Origin of the sequence: Nocardioides luteus, from assembly GCF_014648595.1 — a bacterium.
Lineage (GTDB): Bacteria > Actinomycetota > Actinomycetes > Propionibacteriales > Nocardioidaceae > Nocardioides > Nocardioides luteus.
The window spans coordinates 206,534-227,442 of record NZ_BMRK01000003.1 but is presented as its reverse complement, the minus strand read 5'-3'; the positions used below and the strand labels follow the sequence as shown (position 1 = coordinate 227,442).

Annotated in this window: 19 protein-coding genes; 15 read left to right on the top strand and 4 right to left on the bottom strand. The window is 69.5% G+C overall.

Translation table 11 applies throughout. The annotated features are described in order from the left end of the window. The first annotated feature begins 148 nt into the window (after nucleotides 1-148). The 3 genes from IEY81_RS05525 to IEY81_RS05515 are packed head-to-tail and all read left to right on the top strand — an operon-like array spanning nucleotide 149 to nucleotide 1,669. Nucleotides 149-1,114, top strand: coding sequence for a type IV toxin-antitoxin system AbiEi family antitoxin domain-containing protein (locus IEY81_RS05525; RefSeq protein ID WP_189117459.1), 966 nt, complete (start codon nucleotides 149-151; stop codon nucleotides 1,112-1,114). A gap of 4 nt (nucleotides 1,115-1,118) precedes the next feature. Further along, complete coding sequence (locus IEY81_RS05520; RefSeq protein WP_189117458.1) at nucleotides 1,119-1,304, top strand: AAA family ATPase; 186 nt, start codon at nucleotides 1,119-1,121, stop codon at nucleotides 1,302-1,304. A 32-nt stretch (nucleotides 1,305-1,336) separates the two neighbouring features. Further along, complete coding sequence (locus tag IEY81_RS05515; RefSeq protein WP_189117457.1) at nucleotides 1,337-1,669, top strand: hypothetical protein; 333 nt, start codon at nucleotides 1,337-1,339, stop codon at nucleotides 1,667-1,669. A 123-nt stretch (nucleotides 1,670-1,792) separates the two neighbouring features. Here the strand turns inward: IEY81_RS05515 and IEY81_RS05510 are convergent, their stop codons facing one another. Beyond that, entirely contained in the window at nucleotides 1,793-2,284 is a 492-nt protein-coding gene (locus IEY81_RS05510; RefSeq protein ID WP_189117456.1) for an inorganic diphosphatase, read from the bottom strand. Between the two features lie 85 nt (nucleotides 2,285-2,369). Here IEY81_RS05510 and dacB point away from each other — a divergent pair, with 85 nt between their 5' ends. From dacB to hpt, 4 genes are read left to right on the top strand one after another with little or no spacing between them, the layout of a single operon-like run. Then, nucleotides 2,370-3,749: a D-alanyl-D-alanine carboxypeptidase/D-alanyl-D-alanine endopeptidase gene (dacB, locus tag IEY81_RS05505; RefSeq protein WP_189117455.1), complete on the top strand. Its 1,380-nt coding sequence runs from the start codon at nucleotides 2,370-2,372 to the stop codon at nucleotides 3,747-3,749. 24 nt (nucleotides 3,750-3,773) lie between these two features. Beyond that, nucleotides 3,774-4,826, top strand: coding sequence for an Rv3626c family coenzyme F420 biosynthesis-associated protein (locus IEY81_RS05500; protein ID WP_229787378.1), 1,053 nt, complete (start codon nucleotides 3,774-3,776; stop codon nucleotides 4,824-4,826). Nucleotides 4,827-4,881: 55 nt separating this feature from the next. Further along, the gene (gene tilS / locus IEY81_RS05495) at nucleotides 4,882-5,865 is read left to right on the top strand and encodes a tRNA lysidine(34) synthetase TilS (protein WP_189117454.1); all 984 of its coding nucleotides are present in this window, start codon (nucleotides 4,882-4,884) and stop codon (nucleotides 5,863-5,865) included. 10 nt (nucleotides 5,866-5,875) lie between these two features. After that, nucleotides 5,876-6,427, top strand: coding sequence for a hypoxanthine phosphoribosyltransferase (hpt, locus tag IEY81_RS05490; protein WP_189117453.1), 552 nt, complete (start codon nucleotides 5,876-5,878; stop codon nucleotides 6,425-6,427). 13 nt (nucleotides 6,428-6,440) lie between these two features. Here hpt and IEY81_RS05485 read toward each other — a convergent pair whose 3' ends face one another. Further along, nucleotides 6,441-7,256, bottom strand: a complete 816-nt coding sequence (locus IEY81_RS05485) for a DUF8017 domain-containing protein (RefSeq protein ID WP_189117452.1) — start codon at nucleotides 7,254-7,256, stop codon at nucleotides 6,441-6,443. A 158-nt stretch (nucleotides 7,257-7,414) separates the two neighbouring features. On the opposite strand from IEY81_RS05485, the gene ftsH reads away from it, so the two are divergent. Together ftsH and folE are read left to right on the top strand one after the other, a co-directional pair. Further along, nucleotides 7,415-9,460, top strand: coding sequence for an ATP-dependent zinc metalloprotease FtsH (ftsH, locus tag IEY81_RS05480; protein ID WP_189117451.1), 2,046 nt, complete (start codon nucleotides 7,415-7,417; stop codon nucleotides 9,458-9,460). Nucleotides 9,461-9,471: 11 nt separating this feature from the next. Further along, complete coding sequence (gene folE, locus IEY81_RS05475; RefSeq protein ID WP_268244486.1) at nucleotides 9,472-10,110, top strand: GTP cyclohydrolase I FolE; 639 nt, start codon at nucleotides 9,472-9,474, stop codon at nucleotides 10,108-10,110. A 55-nt stretch (nucleotides 10,111-10,165) separates the two neighbouring features. On the opposite strand, the gene IEY81_RS05470 is transcribed toward folE, so the two are convergent. Then, on the bottom strand, nucleotides 10,166-11,686 hold the full coding sequence (locus IEY81_RS05470; RefSeq protein ID WP_189117450.1) for a polysaccharide pyruvyl transferase family protein: 1,521 nt from the start codon (nucleotides 11,684-11,686) through the stop codon (nucleotides 10,166-10,168). 94 nt (nucleotides 11,687-11,780) lie between these two features. On the opposite strand from IEY81_RS05470, the gene folP reads away from it, so the two are divergent. From folP to IEY81_RS05440, 6 genes are all read left to right on the top strand, one after another. After that, on the top strand, nucleotides 11,781-12,608 hold the full coding sequence (folP, locus tag IEY81_RS05465) for a dihydropteroate synthase (RefSeq protein ID WP_189117449.1): 828 nt from the start codon (nucleotides 11,781-11,783) through the stop codon (nucleotides 12,606-12,608). Next, the gene (gene folB / locus IEY81_RS05460) at nucleotides 12,605-12,985 is read left to right on the top strand and encodes a dihydroneopterin aldolase (protein WP_189117448.1); all 381 of its coding nucleotides are present in this window, start codon (nucleotides 12,605-12,607) and stop codon (nucleotides 12,983-12,985) included. The genes folP and folB overlap by 4 nt, the downstream gene beginning before the upstream one ends. Beyond that, nucleotides 12,982-13,548, top strand: coding sequence for a 2-amino-4-hydroxy-6-hydroxymethyldihydropteridine diphosphokinase (gene folK, locus IEY81_RS05455; RefSeq protein WP_189117447.1), 567 nt, complete (start codon nucleotides 12,982-12,984; stop codon nucleotides 13,546-13,548). Before folB ends, folK begins: the two co-directional genes overlap by 4 nt. A 71-nt stretch (nucleotides 13,549-13,619) precedes the next feature. Continuing rightward, the gene (locus tag IEY81_RS05450) at nucleotides 13,620-14,057 is read left to right on the top strand and encodes a DUF3180 domain-containing protein (RefSeq protein ID WP_189117446.1); all 438 of its coding nucleotides are present in this window, start codon (nucleotides 13,620-13,622) and stop codon (nucleotides 14,055-14,057) included. Between the two features lie 96 nt (nucleotides 14,058-14,153). Next, the gene (locus IEY81_RS05445) at nucleotides 14,154-14,666 is read left to right on the top strand and encodes a hypothetical protein (RefSeq protein WP_229787376.1); all 513 of its coding nucleotides are present in this window, start codon (nucleotides 14,154-14,156) and stop codon (nucleotides 14,664-14,666) included. Between the two features lie 164 nt (nucleotides 14,667-14,830). After that, entirely contained in the window at nucleotides 14,831-18,346 is a 3,516-nt protein-coding gene (locus IEY81_RS05440; RefSeq protein WP_189117444.1) for a bifunctional glycosyltransferase/CDP-glycerol:glycerophosphate glycerophosphotransferase, read from the top strand. 119 nt (nucleotides 18,347-18,465) lie between these two features. On the opposite strand, the gene IEY81_RS05435 is transcribed toward IEY81_RS05440, so the two are convergent. Beyond that, a complete protein-coding gene (locus tag IEY81_RS05435; protein ID WP_189117443.1) occupies nucleotides 18,466-20,811 on the bottom strand; it encodes a hypothetical protein in 2,346 nt (781 codons plus the stop codon). Between the last annotated feature and the right edge of the window lie 98 nt (nucleotides 20,812-20,909).

The window sequence follows — 20,909 nt, the reverse complement described above, 5'->3', positions numbered from 1 at the left end:
GTTCACCGAGGTAACTCGGTGAGCATTCGACCAGACGTCGCCGCGGATCCGGGCCGCTGACCGTCCACAGGCGATGTTCGGGCGAGGGTTGTCCACAGTCCCCCGATCTGTCGCCGAAAGTGTCGGTGCTCCCGCGAACCCTGGGTGCATGGACCCGTTACGAATCATCACCGCCACCGAAGGCTTCTTCACGCGCAGAGAGGCGAAGAACGCTGGCTACGCCGACCGTGAGATCACTCGCATCGTCCGAGATGGTGCCTGGCATCGAATCAGACGTGGCGCCTACGTGTTCGCCGACGAGTGGAAAGCGCTCGACGCCGTGGGCCGACATCGCGTACGCGCTCGGGCCGTGCAGCGCTCGCTGGGCAGCAAGATCGCGCTGAGCCATGTCTCCGGCCTCGTCGCCCACGGCATCGACCTGTGGGGAGTGGATCTCGCAAAAGTGCATGTGACCAGGCTCGACGGTGCTGGAAGGCCGCTTGAGGGCGATGTCGTCCATCACCTGGGCGTGGTTCGCGACGACGAGATCGAGACTCGGGACGGGCTGCGAACGTTGCCAACGGTTCGGTGCGCGTTGGAGGCGTGCCTCCAGGCGTCCGACGAGGTCGCTCAGTGCCTTCTCGACGCGGGCCTTCGAGCGGAGGCATTCACGAAAGAGGAGCTCGAGGCCGAGCACGAGCGAATGGACCAGTGGCCGTTCAGTCATCCACTCGGGGCTGCTGTCGCACACGCGGATCCGCGGTCGGGTTCGATCGGGGAGTCGAGATGCTTGTGGCTGTTCCGCGTCGGCGGTCTACCGCGCCCGGAGCTCCAGGTGCCGGTCTATCGTGCCGACGGGTCGCTCGTGGGCATCGTCGACTGGGCGTGGCCACAGTTTCGCTTGTTCGGCGAGTTCGACGGTCGGGTGAAGTACGGCAAGTACCTCCGCCCCGGTCAGACGCCCGGCGACGCAGTGTTTGCGGAGAAGCGGCGGGAAGACGAGATCCGCGAGATCACCGACTACGGCTTCGTCCGCGTCACGTGGGTGGATCTGGACAACCCGAGACAGACGTTGGCCCGAGTCGACTCCCGGATGCGGAGCGCCGGCCGATCTCGGCTCGAAATGGTTGACTGACCGTGTGGCCAGGCTGATCCTCATCAACGGGATGCCCGGCGTCGGGAAGTCGACGCTCGCCAGACGTTTCGCCGCCGACCACCCCGGCACGCTGGTATGTGACGTCGATGTGCTGCGTACGTTCGTCAGCGGATGGCGAGATGACTCATCGGGGCCGGCGCCAGGATCCGACCGGCGGCACTCGGCCTGATCAGCGGCTACCTACGCGACTCCGGCGACGTCGTGCTGCCGCAGCTGTTCGCCAGGCTGAGTGAGCTCGAGCGCTTCGAGCGGGCGGCGCTCGATGTCGGCGCCGAGTTCGTGGAGGTCCTGCTCGAGCCGGTCGAGAAGGATCCGCTACGCCGTTTCCACGACCGCGACGACGGGTCCGACCCCTGGCATCCGATCGTGCGGGAGATCGTGGCCGAGTCCGGCGGGGACGAGCACCTCCGAACGTACGAAGCCAAGCTCACCGACCTGCTCGCCCACCGCCCGGCGACCAAGGTGGTCTCGAGCGTCGCGGGTGAGGTCGAGGCGACGTACGGCTCCCTGTGCGCCGCGCTGTCTGATTGCTGACCGAGTTACCTCGGTAAACGCACACTTCCTTCGCGGAAGTCCACGAAGGAAGTGTGATTCGACCGAGTTACCTCGGTGAGCATCCGCGCCCCGACCGAGTCACCCCAGCCGCGAACGACCAGCTCAGTGAGCGGTGTTCTTGAACCGGTCGATCGAGGCAGCGATCTCCTGCTCAGCAGCAGCCTTGCCGACCCAGTCGGAGCCCTTGACGGTCTTGCCGGGCTCGAGGTCCTTGTAGTGCTCGAAGAAGTGCTTGATCTCGTTGAGCGTCCACTGGTCGACGTCCTCGAGGTCCTGGATGTGGTCGAACCGCGGGTCGCAGGGGACGCAGAGGACCTTCTCGTCCTGGCCCTTCTCGTCCTCCATGACGTACATCGCGACGGGACGCGACTCCACCAGCACACCCGGGAAGAGCGGGTAGGGGGTGAGGACCAGCGCGTCGAGCGGGTCGCCATCCCCACCGAGGGTGTCTTCGATGTAGCCGTAGTCTGCGGGGTACATCATGGAGGTGAACAGCACGCGGTCGAGTCGAAGCCGGTTCGACTCGTGGTCCACCTCGTACTTGTTGCGGGATCCCTTGGGGACCTCGATCAGTACGTCGAACTCCTGCGTCACTTCTTGCCTCCAGACAAACCCAAAAACGGAATGCCGGACAGTCTGACACCGATCAGCGTCACATCCGGCATCGAGGAGGATATCCGTGGAGCCCCAGAGCGCGCCGAACTGGCCATCCGAGGAGCCGGACGAGGGTCGCGGGAAGCTCGTCGTCATCCTCCCGCTGGTGCTCGCGCTGCTCGTGGGAGCCGCCGCGGCGGCCTACGGGCTCGGCTGGGTGCGCTACGCCCGAGGCAACGTCGCGCCGACCCCGCCGCCGGTCCCGCTGAGCATCGCCGCGGTCAGCCCCGCGGCGGTCGAGGGGCAGCAGACCCGGGCGCCGGGGAAGCCGGACCAGGTCGCGCTGGAGGGCGTGATGCGGGGGATGGTCCGCGACAAGCGGCTCGGCAAGCACCTCAAGGCGGCGATCGCGCCGCTCGAGGGCGCCCCGCTGGTGAAGCACGGCAGCGGCGCTGCGACCCCGGCGAGCGTCACGAAGGTGCTGACCAGCGTGGCGGTGCTGGAGGCGTACGGCCCCGAGCGCAGGTTCGAGACCAGCGTCACCCTCGAGGGGCGCACGATCACGCTCGTCGGCGGCGGTGACGCATCTCTCAGCAGCAGCGACCTCGACGCGCTCGCCGCCGAGACCGCGCGCGAGCTCGGCGCCACCAAGACGGTGCGGCTCGCCTACGACGACAGCCTCTTCACCGGCCCGACCATCAACCCCGCCTGGCGGCGCACCTACCTGGGCGGCGAGGTCGGCGGCATCACCGCGCTGTCGGTCGACCACGGCGGCTCCCAGGCCTACGGCTACAGCCGCGACCCGTCCAAGCAGGCCGCCGAGCAGTTCAAGAAGGCGCTGGCCAAGCGCGGCATCAAGGTCAACGGCAAGCCGGCCAGGGGAGCGAAGTCAGGCGCCCAGCTCGCCGCGCGCCAGGGCGACACCCTGCGCGAGATCGTCGAATACACGCTTCAGCACAGCGACAACCAGCTCGCCGAGATCCTCGCGCGCCACGTCGGCCTCGCCTCGGGCGCCCCGACGTTCGAGGGCTCGGCCGCCGCGGTCGCGGACACCTTGAAGGACCTCGGCATCGACACCACCGGCCTGGTCCTCCGCGACGGCTCCGGGCTCTCCCGCCAGAACCGGATCCCGCCGACCCTTCTGGTCAGCACCCTCCAGACCGCCGCCAGCTCCTCACGCCCCGAGCTGGCGCCCGCGCTGACCGGGCTCCCGGTCGCCGGCTGGGTCGGATCGCTCTCCCGCCGCTTCAACTTCGACGCCGAGCCGGGCCGCGGCCGCGTCCGGGCGAAGACCGGCACCCTCACCAGCGTCTCCGGGCTCTCCGGCATCGTGGTCGACACGCGCGGCACGCCGTTCGTCGTCGTGCTCATGGCCGACGGGTTCAAGCCCGAGAAGACGCTGGACGTACGCGACGCCCTCGATGACGCGATGACGGCTGTCGCGACATGTCGCTGCTCGGCGTAGGTCTGGTCGGCTACGGTCGTACGCATGACCCATCGCGCTGAGGACCCTGCCCCGTCCGGAGCGACCATGGTCGACTGGGACCTGGCCGTACGCCTCGGCTCGAAGGTGGCCGGGGACGGCCCGATCGTCTCCCGGGACGAGGCCCAGCACGCCGTCGAGGAGCTGCGTGCCGACGCCGCGAAGGCCACCGAGTTCGTCCGTGACTTCACCGGCCTGGACGCGCCCCGCGACACCGCACCGGTCCTGGTCGTGGACAGAAGAGGCTGGATCCAGGCCAACGCCGACACGTTCGCCCACGTGATCTCGCCGGTCGTCGACCGGATCACGGCCAAGCGCGCCCCCGGCCTGCTGTCCCAGGCGCTCGGCTCCAAGGTCAGCGCCGCCGAGGTCGGCGGCCTGCTCGGCTTCATGTCCTCGAAGATCCTCGGCCAGTTCGACCCCTTCTACGAGCCGTCGGGCCGGCTCCTGCTGGTCGCGCCCAACGCCGTCCACGTCGAGCGCGAGCTCGGCCTGGACCCGACCGACTTCCGGCTGTGGGTCTGCCTCCACGAGGAGACCCACCGCGTGCAGTTCACCGCCAGCCCGTGGATGCGCGAGCACCTCTTCACCCAGATCGAGGGCCTCACCGAGGCGATGGACCCGTCCTCGCTCTTCGACAACGGGCTGCAGCGCATCACCGAGGCGCTCAAGGGCGACGGCAGCATCGTGGACGCCTTCGCCAAGCCCGAGCAGAAGGAGATCATCGACCGGGTCACCGGGATGATGTCGCTGCTCGAGGGCCACGCCGACGTGGTCATGGACGACGTCGGCCCGGGTGTGATCCCGACCGTCGCCACGATCCGCAAGGCGTTCAACAAGCGCCGCCAGGGCATCGGCGTCCTCGACCGCCTGCTGCGCCGCCTCCTCGGCCTCGAGGCGAAGATGGCGCAGTACCGCGACGGAGCGAAGTTCGTACGCCACGTGATCGACCGCGTCGGCATGGACGAGTTCAACGCCGTCTTCGCCGGTGCCGAGAACCTCCCGACCAAGGCCGAGATCGTCGAGCCGGACGCATGGGTCGGCCGAGTTCTGGGGTAGTCCAGGGAGTTTCCGTCGCTCTACTGGTGAGTAACCGACGGAAAGTCCCTGGAGTATGAGTCTGCACCCCTCCATCGCCGCCGTACGCCGCCCCGTCCGCGCCACGCTCGAGCAGCTGGAGCCGGGCGAGAAGGTGGTCGTGGCCTGCTCGGGCGGTGCCGACTCGCTGGCGCTCGCCAGCGCCGCGATCTTCGAGGGCCACAAGCTCGGGCTGCACGTCATCGGCGCGACCGTGGACCACGGGATGCAGGGGGGCAGCGCGGCGCAGGCCGAGAAGGTGGTCGCGCAGCTCGCCGAGATGGGCGTCGACGAGACCGTGACCGCGACGGTCGAGGTCAAGACCGACGGCGACGGCCCCGAGGCGGCCGCGCGGCAGGCGCGCTACGCCGTCCTCGACCAGCTCGCCGAGCGGCTCGGTGCGAGCGTGATCCTGCTCGGCCACACCCGCGACGACCAGGCAGAGACGGTGCTGCTGGGCCTGACCCGAGGCTCGGGTGCGCGCAGCCTCTCCGGGATGCGGGCGTCCTTCGACCGCTACCGCCGTCCGCTCCTCGCCACCACGCGCACCGACACCGAGACCGCCTGCCAGGTCGAGGGGATCGACGTCTGGAACGACCCTCACAACCGTGATTTCGCCTACACCCGGGCCCGTATCCGCCACCGCGTCCTCCCCGTCCTCGAGGAGCACCTCGGCCCGGGAGTGACCGACGCGCTCGCCCGCACCGCCGAGCAGCTCCGCGAGGACGCCGACTTCATCGACGACATCGCCGAGGCGATGCACCGAGAGCTCGACGGCACCCTCCCGGTCGGCGTCCTGGCGCAGTATCCGGCCGCCGTCCGCACCCGCGTCCTCCGGATCGCCGCCCTCGAGGCCGGCAGCCCGGCCGCCGAGCTCACCCGGGAGCACGTCAAGGCCGTCGAGGCGCTGGTCACGGGCTGGCGCGGGCAGCGCTGGATCGACCTGCCCGGCCACATCCGGGCGCTGCGTACGGACTCCTCGATCGTCTTCGAATCAGGTCCATCCCCCACCAGCATTTAGAGTGGCGCTCATGGACACCGAGTACGTCGGCGACGACCTCGTGAAGACCCTGTTCACCCACGACGAGATCCAGGCCAAGGTCGAAGAGCTGGCCCGCCGGATCGAGAAGGACTACGAGGGCGAGGATCTGCTGATCGTCGGCGTCCTCCGCGGTGCGGTGATGATCATGGCCGACCTCGCTCGCGCCCTGAACCGCCACGTCGAGATGGACTGGATGGCCGTCTCCTCCTACGGCTCCGGCACGAAGTCGTCCGGTGTGGTGCGGATCCTGAAGGACCTCGACACCGACGTCACCGGCAAGCACGTGCTGATCGTCGACGAGATCATCGACTCCGGTCTGACCCTGACCTGGCTGACCTCCAACCTCACCAGCCGTGGCCCGGCGAGCATCGAGATCGCCACCCTGCTGCGCAAGCCCGAGGCGGTCAGCATGCCCGTCGAGGTGAAGTACGTCGGCTGGGACATCCCCGACGAGTTCGTCGTCGGCTACGGCCTCGACTACAACGAGAAGTACCGCAACCTGCGCGACGTCTCGACGCTCGCCCCGCACGTCTACAGCTGAGCCCAGCAGAACCTCAGCGGACCGGACGCACGCTCGCGATCACCTTCGCGAGCGCTGCGTCCGGGTTCGACCCCTCCGCGCCGCGGTCGGCGACGACCACGAAGAGCGCCTCGCCCGACTTCTTCGGCACCGACACCACGGTCACCTCGATGCTCGGCACCGGGCAGGTCTGGTCGAGTGGCGTGGCGGAGGCGGTCACGGCCCGCGCGACGGTACGGCCGCCGTCGACCTTCACCTCCCGCGGCTCACCGAGGGAGCCGGTCGGGTTCTCGCCGCCGTCGTCCTGGGCAGCCGCCTTCGCCCAGTGCATCGCGGTCGCCTCGATCGATCCCTTGTCGGAGATGGACCCGGGCGTGACGAAGCCGACGAGGGTGTGCCAGTTGTCGTCGCACCAGTCGTCGCCGTAGGTCGTGATGCCGTGCATGAGCGCGGTGATCTCACCCTGCGGTGACTCGAACCCGGCGAGCGCGCCCGGCCCCGGCTCCCAGTCCGGAGGTACGTCGTAGGCCATCTCGTCCTTGTCCGAGACCACCTGCTGCCACGGGCCGTCCGGGACCGGGGCGGGAGCGGCCGATGCGGACCCGGTCGGCTTCGGCGTGCGAGCCGGAGAGGCCGACGGCGAGGAGGCGGGAGAAGAGGCGCTCGGCGAGGAGCTGGCCGGCGGAGCAGGTGCGTCCTCCGACCCGTACGCCACCAGCCGCACGGCCACGATGGTTGCGGCAGCGAGCAGCGCGACCACGAGGAGGACCAGGATCCCGATGATCACCCACGCGACCCGACTGTCGTAGCTGCTCCCGGAGGGCGGCGTCGGCGCCGCGTTCTGGGTCATGGCGACACCCTAGATCAGCGGTCGCCCGGAGCCGTGCTTTCGCTGACGGCGGAACCGCTCAGATGGGATCGGGCACGATTGGCCGTGTACCGTCGTTATAAGTGACAAGCACCCTCCCTGGCGTGCGTGTCTGACCCCGGAACGGTTGAAAGAAGCCTGTGAAGCGCATATTCAAAGGTCCCTGGCTGTGGATCATCCTGGCAGTGCTCGGTGTGATCCTGGCTCTGCAGTACCTGGCCCCTCGCAACGGCGGCGACGAGATCACCACGAACCAGCTGACGTCCTACATCCAGAAGGACCAGGTCAAGGAGATCACGTTCGTCGACGGTGACCAGGAGATCAAGGCGACCTTGATCAAGGGTGTCCGTGACGACGGCGCCGAGGTCACCACCTCCTGGGTCGACGGCGACCAGGAAGCGCTCATCGAGATGGTGCGCAAGACCCAGGCCGAGGGTGACAACCTGAAGAAATTCAACTCCGAGGTCGCCAAGCCGTCCGTGCTCGGCTCGATCCTGAGCTTCCTGCTTCCGTTCGTGCTGATCATCGTGCTGTTCCTGTTCCTGATGAACTCGGTCCAGGGCGGCGGTGGCCGCGGGGTCATGCAGTTCGCCAAGTCCAAGGCGAAGCTGATCACCAAGGACATGCCGAAGACGACCTTCGCCGACGTCGCGGGCGCCGACGAGGCGGTCGAGGAGCTCCAGGAGATCAAGGAGTTCCTGCAGGAGCCGGCGAAGTTCCAGGCCGTCGGCGCGAAGATCCCCAAGGGCGTGCTCCTCTACGGCCAGCCAGGCACCGGTAAGACCCTGCTGGCGCGTGCCGTCGCGGGCGAGGCCGGCGTGCCGTTCTACTCGATCTCCGGTTCCGACTTCGTCGAGATGTTCGTCGGTGTCGGTGCCAGCCGTGTCCGCGACCTGTTCGAGCAGGCCAAGGAGAACGCGCCGGCCATCGTCTTCATCGACGAGATCGACGCCGTCGGCCGCCACCGTGGCGCCGGCATGGGCGGCGGCCACGACGAGCGCGAGCAGACGCTCAACCAGCTGCTCGTCGAGATGGACGGCTTCGACGTACGTGGCGGAGTGATCCTGATCGCGGCCACCAACCGTCCCGACGTGCTCGACCCGGCGCTGCTGCGCCCGGGCCGCTTCGACCGCCAGATCCAGGTCGACGCCCCCGACCTCGCCGGCCGCGAGAAGATCCTGCAGGTCCACGCGCGCGGCAAGCCGCTGGCCGGCGACATCGACCTCGACAGCGTCGCCCGTCGTACGCCGGGCTTCTCCGGTGCCGACCTGGCCAACGTGCTCAACGAGGCCGCGCTGCTGACCGCCCGCAGCGACCAGAAGCTGATCACCAACAAGGCGCTGGACGAGGCCATCGACCGGGTCATCGCCGGTCCGCAGAAGCGCACCCGCCTGATGAGCGAGCAGGAGAAGCTCATCACCGCCTACCACGAGGGTGGCCATGCGCTGGTCGCAGCGGCCCTGCCGGGCCCCGACGTGGTCCAGAAGATCACGATCCTGCCGCGCGGCAAGGCGCTGGGCTACAACCTGGTCATGCCCGACGACGACCAATACAGCCAGACCCGCTCGTCGATGCTCAACAAGCTCTCCTACATGCTCGGTGGCCGCGCCGCGGAGGAGCTCATCTTCCACGACCCGACCACCGGCGCCGGCAACGACATCGAGAAGGCGACCAACCTCGCCCGCGCGATGGTCACCCAGTTCGGCATGACCGAGCGCCTGGGTGCGATCAAGCTCGGCGAGTCCAACGGCGAGCCGTTCCTGGGCCGCGACATCGGCCACCAGCGCAACTACTCCGAGGAGGTCGCGGCCATCGTCGATGACGAGACCAAGAAGCTCCTCGCGACCGCCCACCAGGAGGCCTTCGACATCCTCGAGGAGAACCGGGACGTCCTCGACAACCTGGTGCTCCAGCTCCTGGAGAAGGAGACGCTCTCCAAGCAGGAGGTCGCCGAGATCTTCGAGCCGCTGCGTCGCCGCGACCCGCGTCCGGCCTGGACCGGCTCCGACACCCGTCGTCCCTCCGACCGCCCCGCGGTCGAGATCCCGGAGTGGATCGTGGAGCGCGACAAGGCTGCGGTCGCCAAGGCGATCCGCTCCGCGTCGAAGTCGAAGCAGCCGGCCAATGGCGTCGAGGTCGCTCAGCCGAGCGAGACCGGCTCGTCCGAGTCCACCCCGCCCGCCTGATCCGGCCGACGATGTCCGAGACATTCGACGATGTAGCGCCCGTCCACGTCCCCGAGCGGGACGTGGACGACGTGCCGCCGTTCGACCACGAGCGCGCCGAGGCGGCCGTGCGCGAGCTGCTCTACGCGATGGGGGAGGACCCCGACCGCGAAGGCCTGCTCGAGACCCCTGCCCGGGTCGCCCGGGCCTACGAGGAGGTGACCCGCGGCCTTCATCAGAGGCCCGAGGACGTGCTCACCACCACGTTCGACCTCGGCCACGACGAGATGGTCCTGGTCCGTGACATCGAGCTGTGGTCGATGTGCGAACACCACCTGGTGCCGTTCACCGGGGTAGCCCATGTGGGCTACATCCCGGCCGACTCCGGCAAGATCACGGGCCTTTCCAAGCTCGCCCGCCTGGTCGACGTCTACGCCAAGCGCCCCCAGGTGCAGGAGCGGCTCACCACCCAGGTCGCCGACGCCCTCACCGAGATCCTGGAGGCCCGGGGCGTGATCGTGGTGATCGAGGCGGAACACCTGTGCATGACCATGCGTGGCGTCAAGAAGGCCGGCGCCCGCACGATCACCAGCGCCGTACGCGGCACGATGCGCTCCAACGCCACCACCCGCGCCGAGGCGATGTCGCTGATCCGCGGCGGCACCCGCTAGATGATTGATGCGCGGGGTGGCCGTCGCGTAGCAGGTCAGCCTGTGCATCAATCATCTAGCCGGCGGAGCGATGCAGCCGGCGGCGCACCCGCCGGACGAGGCCGCGCAGACCCGCTGCTTCCTGCTGGCCGGCGAGATCGTCACGCAGGTCTCTGATCAGGGCCCGCTGACGGTTGAGCCGGCCGGCCTGGCGTTCCAGCCGGGCCTGCTGCTTCTGCGTGGTCGCCTCGAGGGCGGCGATGCGCTTGCCCTGCTTCTTCACCGTCGTGGCTAGCTTCTTGGCGAGCTCCTTCTCTCGCTGGCGCGCGGCGGTGTCGACGTGCTCGGAGGCGATCTTGAGGGCGTTGATCCGGTCCTCGATGCGCCGCAGGGCCTCGTCACCCGCGCCGCGGATCGTGGTCACCGGGGCGGCCGGCTCGAGCGCGGCGAGCTCGGTGTCGTACGCCGCGTTCTCCTGTCCCGGCTGGGCGACGTGGGCCAGGCCGGCGTCGTCGAGGAAGGCGGTCAGCCGCTTCCAGCCCTCGGTGAGCCGGTTGTGGAAGCTGGTGTAGTCGGCCGCCTGGGAGAGCTCGTCGAGCGTCGTCTCCGGGGTGATCGAGTCGAGCATCGTGTAGGGCAGCGCGTGGTAGTCGCACAGCTCCAGCACGCGGGAGTCGTGAGCGACGACCATGGCCGGGGTGCCGGCGAGCACCGCGGCGACGTTGCCGTGGATGCGGGTGCCGAAGGCGAACCGCTGGGTCGCCAGGAACCGTGTCCACGAGCCGGCGTCGAGGAACATCCGGGTGCGGTCCTCGGCGTAGAGCCGGTGGTCGCGGTCGATGCCCATCTCGGGCTGACGGTGACGTCCCCACTGCAGCATCGCGAAGTCGTGGTGGGTCTGACCGACGTAGGTCATGTTCGGGTGGCGGTCGGCGTAGGCGTCGACATAGGTCTCGAACCAGGGCGCGGTCAGCGGGCTCATCGAGACGGCGACAGGGTCGTCGTCGGCCAGCGGGGTGGCGCGCTCGTCGCGGACCGTGAGATCGGGACCGTTGAGATAGATCGACGGGCAGCCGATGATCTCGACGTGCTCGTCGCCGTAGCCGAGCCGGCGGAGGTATTCGGCGGTGATCTCCCCGCGTACACCGACTTTCGGCGAGCGCTCCAGGACACAGTCCATGAAACGCCGGTGGAGGGCGGCCAGCTCGTCGTCGGGCGCGGTGTCGAGCTCGGCGAGGGAGAGCTGCGCACCGATGCCGACGATCGTGGTCGGGATGGAGATCTGCTCGATGAACGCGGTCAGCCGGGTCAGCGGGCGGGTGAACTCCGGGCGCAGCGCGTTGGCCAGCGGCACCACGAAATGGTCGTACTCCTCATCGACCGCCGCAGCCTCCTCGGTGGTGAACGCGCGCCGTTCGTGCACGAAGCGGTTCGGGACGATCTCGGTGCCGGGCACGCTGAGGAGCCGGTGGGTCGAGTCGGCGAAGAGGAGGTTGCCGACGTTGGTGCCGTAGAACCCGATCCCCCACGCGCGCGGGTCGGCCGCCTCGATCACGTCGAACGGATCGCGGGCGGAACGGAGCAGGATCTTGGCCACGACACCAGCCTACGTAGGCAACGCGGGGCGACCGGGCTCATCTGGCCGAGTCGGCGGCGCGGACGCCGCCGGATAGGGTCTGAGGGTGCAGGTCATGGGGATCGTCAACGTCACGCCCGACTCGTTCAGCGACGGCGGGCGGTTCCTGGCGACCGATGACGCGGTCGCCCACGGCCACGAGCTGATCGCCCAGGGCGCCGACCTGCTCGACATCGGCGGCGAGTCCACGCGTCCCGGTGCGACCCGCCCGCTGGTGGCCGACGAGCTGGCCCGGGTGGTGCCGGTCATCGAGACGCTGGCCGAGGAGGGGGCGACCCTCTCGGTCGACACGATGCGTCCCGAGGTCGCCGAGGCGGCGGTCAAGGCCGGCGCCAAGATCATCAACGACGTCTCCGGCGGTCTCGCCGACCCGCGGATCCTGAACGTCGCTGCCGACCACGGTGCGACGTACGTCGTGATGCACTGGCGCGCGCACGGCGCCGAGATGCAGCACGAGGACCACCTCGTCTACGCCGACGGCGTGGTCGCCACGGTCCGGGCGGAGATCGAGCAGCGGATCGAGGCGGCGCGGGCCGCGGGGATCCAGGACGACGACATCGTGATCGACCCGGGTCTCGGCTTCTCCAAGACGGCTGACGACAACTGGCGGCTGCTGGCCGGGGTGGAGGAGTTCCACAAGCTCGGCTTCCCGGTGCTCATCGGGGCCAGCCGGAAGACCTTCCTCGGCCACCTGCTGGCCGCCCCCGACGGCACCCTGCGTCCGGTGGGTGAGCGGGAGAGCGCCCACGATGCGATCACCGTCTTCCTCGCGCAACGCGGGGTGTGGGCCACCCGTGTCCATGACGTACGCGCCGCCAAGGACGCCCTCGCGGCGGCTCAGAAGCTCGAGGGACTGACCGAGCGCGAGGAGAACATCCGATGAACATCACCGAACCCGCCGACGAGATCCAGATCCTGGGTCTGGAGTGCTACGGCCACCACGGCGTCTTCGACTTCGAGCGCCGCGAGGGGCAGAAGTTCATCATCGACCTCGTCATCGGCACCGACTCCCGTCGGGCCGCCGAGACGGACGACTTGCATGACACCGTCGATTACGGAAGTCTCGCAACGGCGGTCAAAACTAGTGTCGAGCGCGACCCGGTGGACCTCATCGAGACGCTTGCCCAGCGGATCGCGGACATTTGCCTTGCAGACAGCCGCACGCTTTGGGTACGTGTTACGGTTCACAAACCGGGGGCGCCTATCGAAGCGACGTTCAAAGACGTCACCCTGACGATCACCCGGAGGCAGAGCACGTGACAGAGGTACCCAACCCGTACATCATCGACGCCGACACGCTCACCGGGGAGATGCGGCCGATTCGGCGGGCGGTGCTGTCGTTGGGCTCCAATCTCGGGGACCGACTGGCCAACTTGCAGGACGCGTTGAACACCCTCGCCGAGACCCCGGACGTCTGGGTGACCACCGTCTCGCCGGTCTACGAGACCGAGCCGGTCGACTCGCCGGAGGACGCCGACCTCTACCTCAACGCGATCGTCCTCGCCGACACGACCCTCACCCCGGCGCGCCTGCTCGACCGCGCGCTGACCATCGAGGACGCGTACGGCCGCTCGCGCAGCGGCATCTTCAACGAGCCGCGCACGCTCGACATCGACGTCATCTCGGTCGGCGACAAGATCGTCGAGGAGGAGTCGCTGACGCTGCCGCACCCGCGTGCGCACCAGCGTGCCTTCGTCCTCAAGCCGTGGGCCGACCTGGAGCCCAACGCCGACCTTCCGGGCGTCGGCCCGATCGCCGAGCTGCTGGAGCAGGCCGACCAGACCGGCATCACCCGTCGCGACGACCTCGTCCTCGAGCTCTGAGCACTGCGCCGGAGGACCCTGACCAGGGTCCGGAGAAGGATCCCGCCGACGACGAGCGCCGGCTCCGCCCGATGTCGGGCGGAGCGATCACGGCCTGGGCCGTGATCGGCCTCGTCGGCGGCTGGCTGGCCCACCCCGTGCTGGAGAGCTGGCGCGGCGTGGCCCCGGTCGTCACCTGGGCCCAGCCGCTGGTTCTGCTGCTGATCGCGGCGGCGCTGGGCGTGACCGCCTGGATCACCCACCGTCAGCTGCAGGTACGCGGCGAGCGCATCGAGGCCTACCAGGCGGTCAACCGGCTGGTGCTCGCCCGCGCCTGCACCCTGGTCGGGGCCCTCCTGGCCGGCGGCTATCTGGGCTACGCGGTGAGCTGGCTGGGCTACGACGCCAGCACCGCAGCAGGGGAGCGGCTGGTGCGCTCGACCCTCGCTGCGGTCGCCGGGATCGCGATCGTGGTCGCCTCCCGACTCCTCGAACACGCGTGCCGGGTCCGCAAACAGGATGAAAACTAGCCGTACCGTGGAAGCATGCCTTCCCCATCCGCAACTTCAGTCACACGCAGGCGTCAGCGCAGCACACGCCTGACGGTCGCTGTAGCCCTGCTGGCGTTGGCTGCTGTCACGATCACCGGTGCGGTGGCCTCCGGGTCCTGGCTGGTCGTCGTGCTCGCAGCAATTCTCGGGCTCGCCTGTGGCGCTGCCGCTACCAAGATCACCCACTCAGAGCTTCTCCAGACCCGCCGCGACTGGGCACGTGACCGCGCCGAGCAGGCCCAGGCCTACCGCGTCGAGTCCGAGAAGCGCGCCGAGGAGGACGCCGAGTTCCGCGCCCACATGGACGCCAAGCTCGCCGAGCGCGTCCAGGCGGTCGAAGAGCTCGAGGCCGCCCTGGCGGCTGCCCACCAGCGCGCCGCCGAGGCCGTCCGACGCCGCGGTGAGGAGGCCCGTCGCGCTGCTCAGGCTGAGCTGCGTGGCGAGCAGCTCGAGGCGAGGCTCGAAGCCGTCGAGGCGGATGCTGCCGAGGCAGCGATCCGGGTCGCCGAGCTCGAGTCCGAGCTGGATGCCGTACGCGCCGAACTAGAGGTTGAACGCACCAGCTGGACCGGAGCCCAGTCCGCCTGAGACCGGTTTCACCCCTTCGGGCTGAATGCTGGCTGGCGTTCGTTCGCCTGTAACCTCTGGGTTCGATCAGATACACGGGAGCGTCGTCCCCGACGCGCTCGAACCGAGAGGGATTGTGCATGGGTCAGGGAATCGTCGACGTCTTGCGTCGAGCCGAACGAAGGATGCCTCAGGGTGTCCGTCGACTGGCTCGCGACGCCGGGCATCGCGTTCTCGGTCACGAGCGTGGACCGCTGGTCTCGGTCGTGGTCACGGTCACCGACCAGGACAAGCAGTATCTGGCCGAGTCGCTCCTCTCGGTGCGCGAGCAGACCCACACGACGCTCGACATCCTCATCGCGCCCTACGGCCAGGCCAGCGTGGTGAGCGACCAGATCCTCGCGGATCTCCCCGACGACTACCGCCTGCGGCTGCTGGAGAGCTCCGCCACCCAGGCCGAGGCCCGCGACCGTGGTGGCCGCGCCGCCCGCGGCGCCTACGTCTGCTTCCTGCTCGCCGCCGACCTGCTCACCCCGAACGCGATGCGTACGCTGGTGACCTCCCTGGAGCGAAGCGGGTCCGACCTCGCGGTCGGCCGCATCGAGAGCCGTCAGCGGCTCTCCCCGCCCGTGGTTCCGGTCTACGACCTCGTGCACGCGGAGAACCGCTCCGGTCTCACCCTGGCCGACTTCCCGGTCGCGCTCAGCGACGTCGGCGTGAGCAACCGGCTCTTCCGCACCTCGTTCTGGCGCCGGAACGGCTTCAGCTTCGACGTCCGTGGCGGCGCTGCCGCGGTCGGCTTCGACGGCTACCTGAAGGCCAACCGCTTCGACGTGGTCACCGCCCCGGTCTGTGTCGACATGGACCGCGCCGACGGCACCCCGGTCGAGCAGCTCCACGACCAGACACTCGGCATGGCCGAGTGGATCGACCAGACCCGCTCGACGTGGGCCGCCATCGGCGACCTGGCCCCGGAGCTCCGCGACCACTGGGCGCTCGGCGAGCTCGCCGGCCGCGCCCACACCATCCTCGGCGACGTCGAGCGGATGACCGAGGAGCAGTGGACGAGCCTGCGCGACCTCGTCGTCGAGCTCGAGCACGACGTCTCGCCCCAGGTGTGGCTCAAGCTGCCGGTCGAGGCGCGTGCCCGGCTGACCTACCTCCTCGCCGACCAGCGTGAGGAGCTCACCGCGTTCGTCGCCTCGCGCTGGTTCGAGCGCGGCAACCTCCGCACCCGGCTCGCCGACGGCAAGGTGCACGGGATCTTCCCCGACACCGACCTGCCGGAGGCCGTGACCACCCTCAACGTGCACGAGACGCCCGCCCGGGTGCTGGTGCGCGACGTACGCCCGCTCGACTCCGACCGGGTCGAGGTCGACCTGGTCGCGCGGATCGAGCTCGTCGACCTGGCCGGTAGGGCCCCGGTCATCACCGCCCGGCTGGTGCCGGACGTGGCCGTCGCGGGCGACGTGGACGAGGACGGCTACGCCACCGAGGTCGGTGAGACGCTGCCAGACCCGGTCGAGCTGACCGTGACGGCCCGGCCCGACGCGCAGGCCAACATGACCATCGGTCACAAGTACCAGGACTACCGCCCCGGCGGCTGCCGCACCGAGATCGACCTCAGCCTCCTCGCCGAGGGCCGCTGGCACCTGGAGGTCACCGTCGACGTCGAGGGCGTCGTCCGCACCACCAGCGAGGTGCAGATCGACACCCGCGGTCCTGCGGGCAACCTCGCCACGCGCTACCGGCCGCGCGTGCACACCTCGTCGGGCCTCTCGGTCGCCTACGACCGCTACCTCGACCAGCTCAGCTTCCGCGCCGCCCCGACCGCGCCCACCGCGCTCGTGAAGGCCCACGTCGTCGGTCGCACGGTGTGCCTGATGCTGTCCGGCGACCTCCCGCGGGCCGTGCAGGCGACCGGTGGCGGCGTACGCATCGAGGAGCCCGTCCACGACGGCAAGGTCACGCTGACCTTTCCCGCCCACGGCGCCGTCGAACCGGGTGCCCCGGCCGCCTGGCGTCTGGAGGCGCTCCACGACGACGCTCTGGGCCGGATCGTCTGGACCGACCCGACCGGCTCGCCGTGGACCGGCGAGCGCGGTGGCAGCCTGCTGGCCTCGCGCGACGGCCGCGGCTACGTCCAGGTCATCGAGGTCCCCGACACCGTCGCGCTCGACCGCGTCGAGCTCGGCGATGGCCAGATCACCGTGCGCGGTCACTGGCTCAGCACGATCCCGAAGCACGCCCGGCTGACCCTCTCCGGCTCGCGCCACAGCGAGACCGTGAAGATCGACACCGGCGCCGACGACTTCGAGGTCGTCTTCTCGCTGCACTGGGACGAGTGGGGGCTGGGCGAGTCCGTCCTGCCCAGCGGCGTCTACCAGTTCAAGCTGACCTGCGGCGCCAAGCGCCCCGGCAACGTACGCCACACCCACGCGTTCCTCGAGCACCAGGCCGAGTTCCAGACCAGCGACGAGGTCCGGCTCCGTCCGGTCAACGGCAGCGGCCCGGGCATCACCCTGCAGCCGCCGATCCCGGTCGACCACGCCGGCAGCTATGCCCACAACCTCGCCCGCGAGCGGGTGCTGGCCGCCGAGGAGCCGCTCGACGAGTCCGCGGTCTACCTCTCGACCTACGCCGGCTCGACCGCCACCGACTCCCAGCTGGCGATCCACGAGCACCTGCGCCGCACCCGGCCCGACCTCAAGCTCTACTGGGGCGTCGCCGACCACGCCTCCCGCGTCCCCGAGGGCGGCATCCCGGTCGTGCTGCAGACCCCGGAGTGGTACCGGGTGATCGGCACCGCCAAATACCTGGTGCAGAACATCGACTTCGACCGCTGGTGGCGCAAGCGGGAGGGTCAGCGGTTCCTGCAGACCTTCCACGGCTACCCCGCCAAGTCGATGGGACTGCGGATGTGGCGCGCGAAGATGTTCACCGAGCTGCGCTGCCAGGCCGAGCTCGACCGTACGACCGCCGGCTGGGACCTGATCCTGACCCCGACGCCGGAGATGGACCGCTACTACCGCGAGGAGTACGCCTACGACGGCCCGATCCACAGCGAGGGCTACCCGCGCGACGACGCGCTGGTGAGCCCGACCGCTGACGAGGACCGCACGCGCACGCGCAACCTCCTCGGGATCGGCTCCCACCAGAAGGTGGTCCTCTACGCCCCGACCTGGCGCGACCACCTGGCGCTCAACTACCGCTCCGCGAAGATGGTCGAGCACCTCGACGTGGTCGCGGCCAGCGACGAGCTCGGTGACGACTACGTCATCCTCGTGCGCGGTCACCGCTTCAACTCCAAGGGCAGCGAGCGGAGCGAGCGCACCGCTCGGGTCATCGACGTCACCGACTACCCGGAGATCAACGACCTGATCCTGGCCTCCGACGCCGCGGTGCTCGACTACTCCAGCCTGCGCTTCGACTTCGCTCTCACCGGGCGGCCGATGGTCTTCCTGGTGCCCGACCTGTCCGACTACACCGGCGGCATCCGCGGCTTCCTCTACGACTACGCCGACACCGCCCCCGGGCCGATGCTCGACACCGCCGAGGAGGTCGTCGCGGCGCTGTCCGACCTGGGCCGCCTCGAGTCCGACTACCGCGACCGGATCGCCGAGTTCAACGCGAAGTACCAGTACACCCAGGACGGGAAGGCCACCGAGCGCGTCGTGGAGAGGTTCTTCGACAAGCCCTGAGGCCAGCTCTGAGACCAGCCCTGAGGCTCAGATGTCAGAGGTCAGAGATCGACGATGGCGCGTCCCGTGCGGGACGCGCCATCGTTGCGTTCGCGGGCCTCCGGCCCACGGTCACCGGATCAGGGCAGGCGGGCGAGCGCCGGCTTCGTGACCGCGGTCTTGTTGGGCACCGCGTTCCAGCGCTCGGGCAGGACCGTACGGTGCGGGCCGACCTCCAGTAGGAGCGCGGCCCGGAAGGTCATGCCGTAGGTCTCCACGTAGGGAGCCAGCGAGGCGAGAAGGTCCTTCTTCCGCCACTGGGCGGCGTCGAGCACCAGGACCTCGATGTCGAACGCGTCGAAGTCGAAGGCGTGCCGCTGGTGACCGTCACGGCGCAGCTCGGCGGCCGCGGTGGTGCGCTCGGCCTGCTTGTTGGCGGCGGCGTGGATCTGCTGGAAACCGCTGACGCCACGGGTGCCGACGACGTCGGTCGCAGCCACCAGGTTGCCCTCGAGATCGGTGTCGGCCAGGCCGGCGATGTCCTCGGTCAGCACGGCGGAGACCGGCAGCACGACGAGCTTGTCGACGTCGGGGAGCAGGTCGGCGACCACGAGCCGCTCGAGCTGGCCCATCGGCATCGCGCTGCCGTCGGGCAGCTTGATCCCGTCGAAGCCGGAGACGTCCAGCGCGGTGAGGGTGATCCCCGGGCGGGCGAGCTCGTCGAGACGCAGGTCGGTGCCACCGGTGTGGACCCACAGGTGGACCGGCCGGGACGAGTACGCCGCGATCGACTTGATCAGGCGGCGCAGCTTCGGACGCTGCTTCGGGCGGGCCGAGACGGCGACGTGGATCGCGTCGGCGGGCACGCCCTCCGGAGTCCGGACCTGGTTGCTGCGTACGTCCTCGGGGACCGAGCTGACCAGCTCGCCGACCTTGCGGGCGGCGGCATGGCGCTCACGCGCGATCTCGACCTCGGCGGCGTTCATCTCGCGCCACTGCTCGTAGACCTCCTCGACGCTCGCACCCGAGAAGATCTTGGTGAGGATCTTCTCGAGGCGGTCGTTCATGCTCTCCCGGATGCCGTCGAACTCGGCCGGGGTGAGCGGGTTGAGGCCGGCGAAGCGCGGGTCGGAGAGGTTCTTCGGGCGGAAGTCGATGTCGATGCCGATGCTGCGACCCGGCAGGTAGCAGTGCAGACGGCTGGTGACCAGCTTCCGGTGGTCGCGGCGGTAGCCCTCGAGCATCGCGATCGCGTCGTCGATGTTCTGCACGAAGGGCCGGAAGCGGACCTCGTCGAGGCCGCCCTGGGCGTAGGTCGGGGCGCCCTCGGGGATGCTGCCGTCGAAGACGTCGACGTAGCCGACCGGGGCGTCCGGGCCGGGGAGCTCCTCGGCGTCGGGGAAGACGGTCGAGACGGTCGTGGTCAGGCAGCCCGAGAAGAAGGCCGGGACGCCGACGGAGAGCAGGATGTCGACGGTCGTCCAGTCGCGGCAGCCGATCGGGGCGTACTTCTTGAGGTACTCGATCGTCTCGTCGGTCATCATGGCGCGGGTGCTGCAGTGGAACGAGACGAAGATCGGGCGCAGGTTCTTGTGGAACGGCATCCCGTAGCGCATCTCGAAGATCGGGTGCATGTACCACCCGAAGCCGAGCATCCAGGTGTCCTTCGGGACCGGCTGGTACATCGACGCGTCGCGCTGCAGGGTCATCAGCTGGACCTTGGCGGAGAGGCCCTCGCGGACTCGCTCTGGGCGGACCCGCGAGCGCAGCCGCTCGGCGAGGTCGTCGAGCTCGGACTCGCCGGTGAACTCGAGGTCCTTGTGGCGGACCACGTGGCCGAGCGAGGCGACGGTCTGGACGTGGTCGCCGATGTTGGCCGAGGCGCGGGAGCGGCCGGGGTGGCCGTAGTCGACGACGGCGTAGGAGACGGTGCCCTCCGGCACGGCCGGCCCCTCGGGCTCGTCGTTGTCGGCGGCGACCCACGAGCGCAGCCAGTCGCGGCTCTCGACGACCCACTTGGTGTCGCCCTTGGTGCCGTCACCGACGGCCTCGTCGAGGCGGGCGTAGAGGCTGCGGGCCAGCTGCTGGTCGCCGAAGCCGAAGACGCGGCTGGTCATCGCGAGCCACGCGCGGCCCGGGACGAAGTCGGCGCCGGACTCGGCGAGGCGCGCCAGCGTCGCGCGGGTCGCGTCGGGGTCGACGTGGAGCCCGGACATGACGTACTCGTCGGCGGCCTCGACGGCCCACTTCTCCAGCGGGACGCCCTGGAAGAGGGCCCAGGCGCGCTCGTAGAAACCGCCGCCGGCGGCGTTCACCGCGCCCTCGAGGTCAGGACCCACGACGAGCGGCTCGACCTCGATGGAGATCGGCGCCGGCTTCGCGTCCTGGGACGCAGCCTCCGAGATGGACGGGACGCGCGCGGTCAGGCTCTGACGCAGGCGCTCGGGGAGCAGCTGGCGAGCGAGTCGTCGAGCTGGGCTGGCCATGGGACTCCTTCAGTAACGGGTACGACGCATCGTCGGTGGGCAGAGCCGCGTCGATCGCGGTCCGTCAACACGTTCCCCCTATGATCCAGCCGGATATC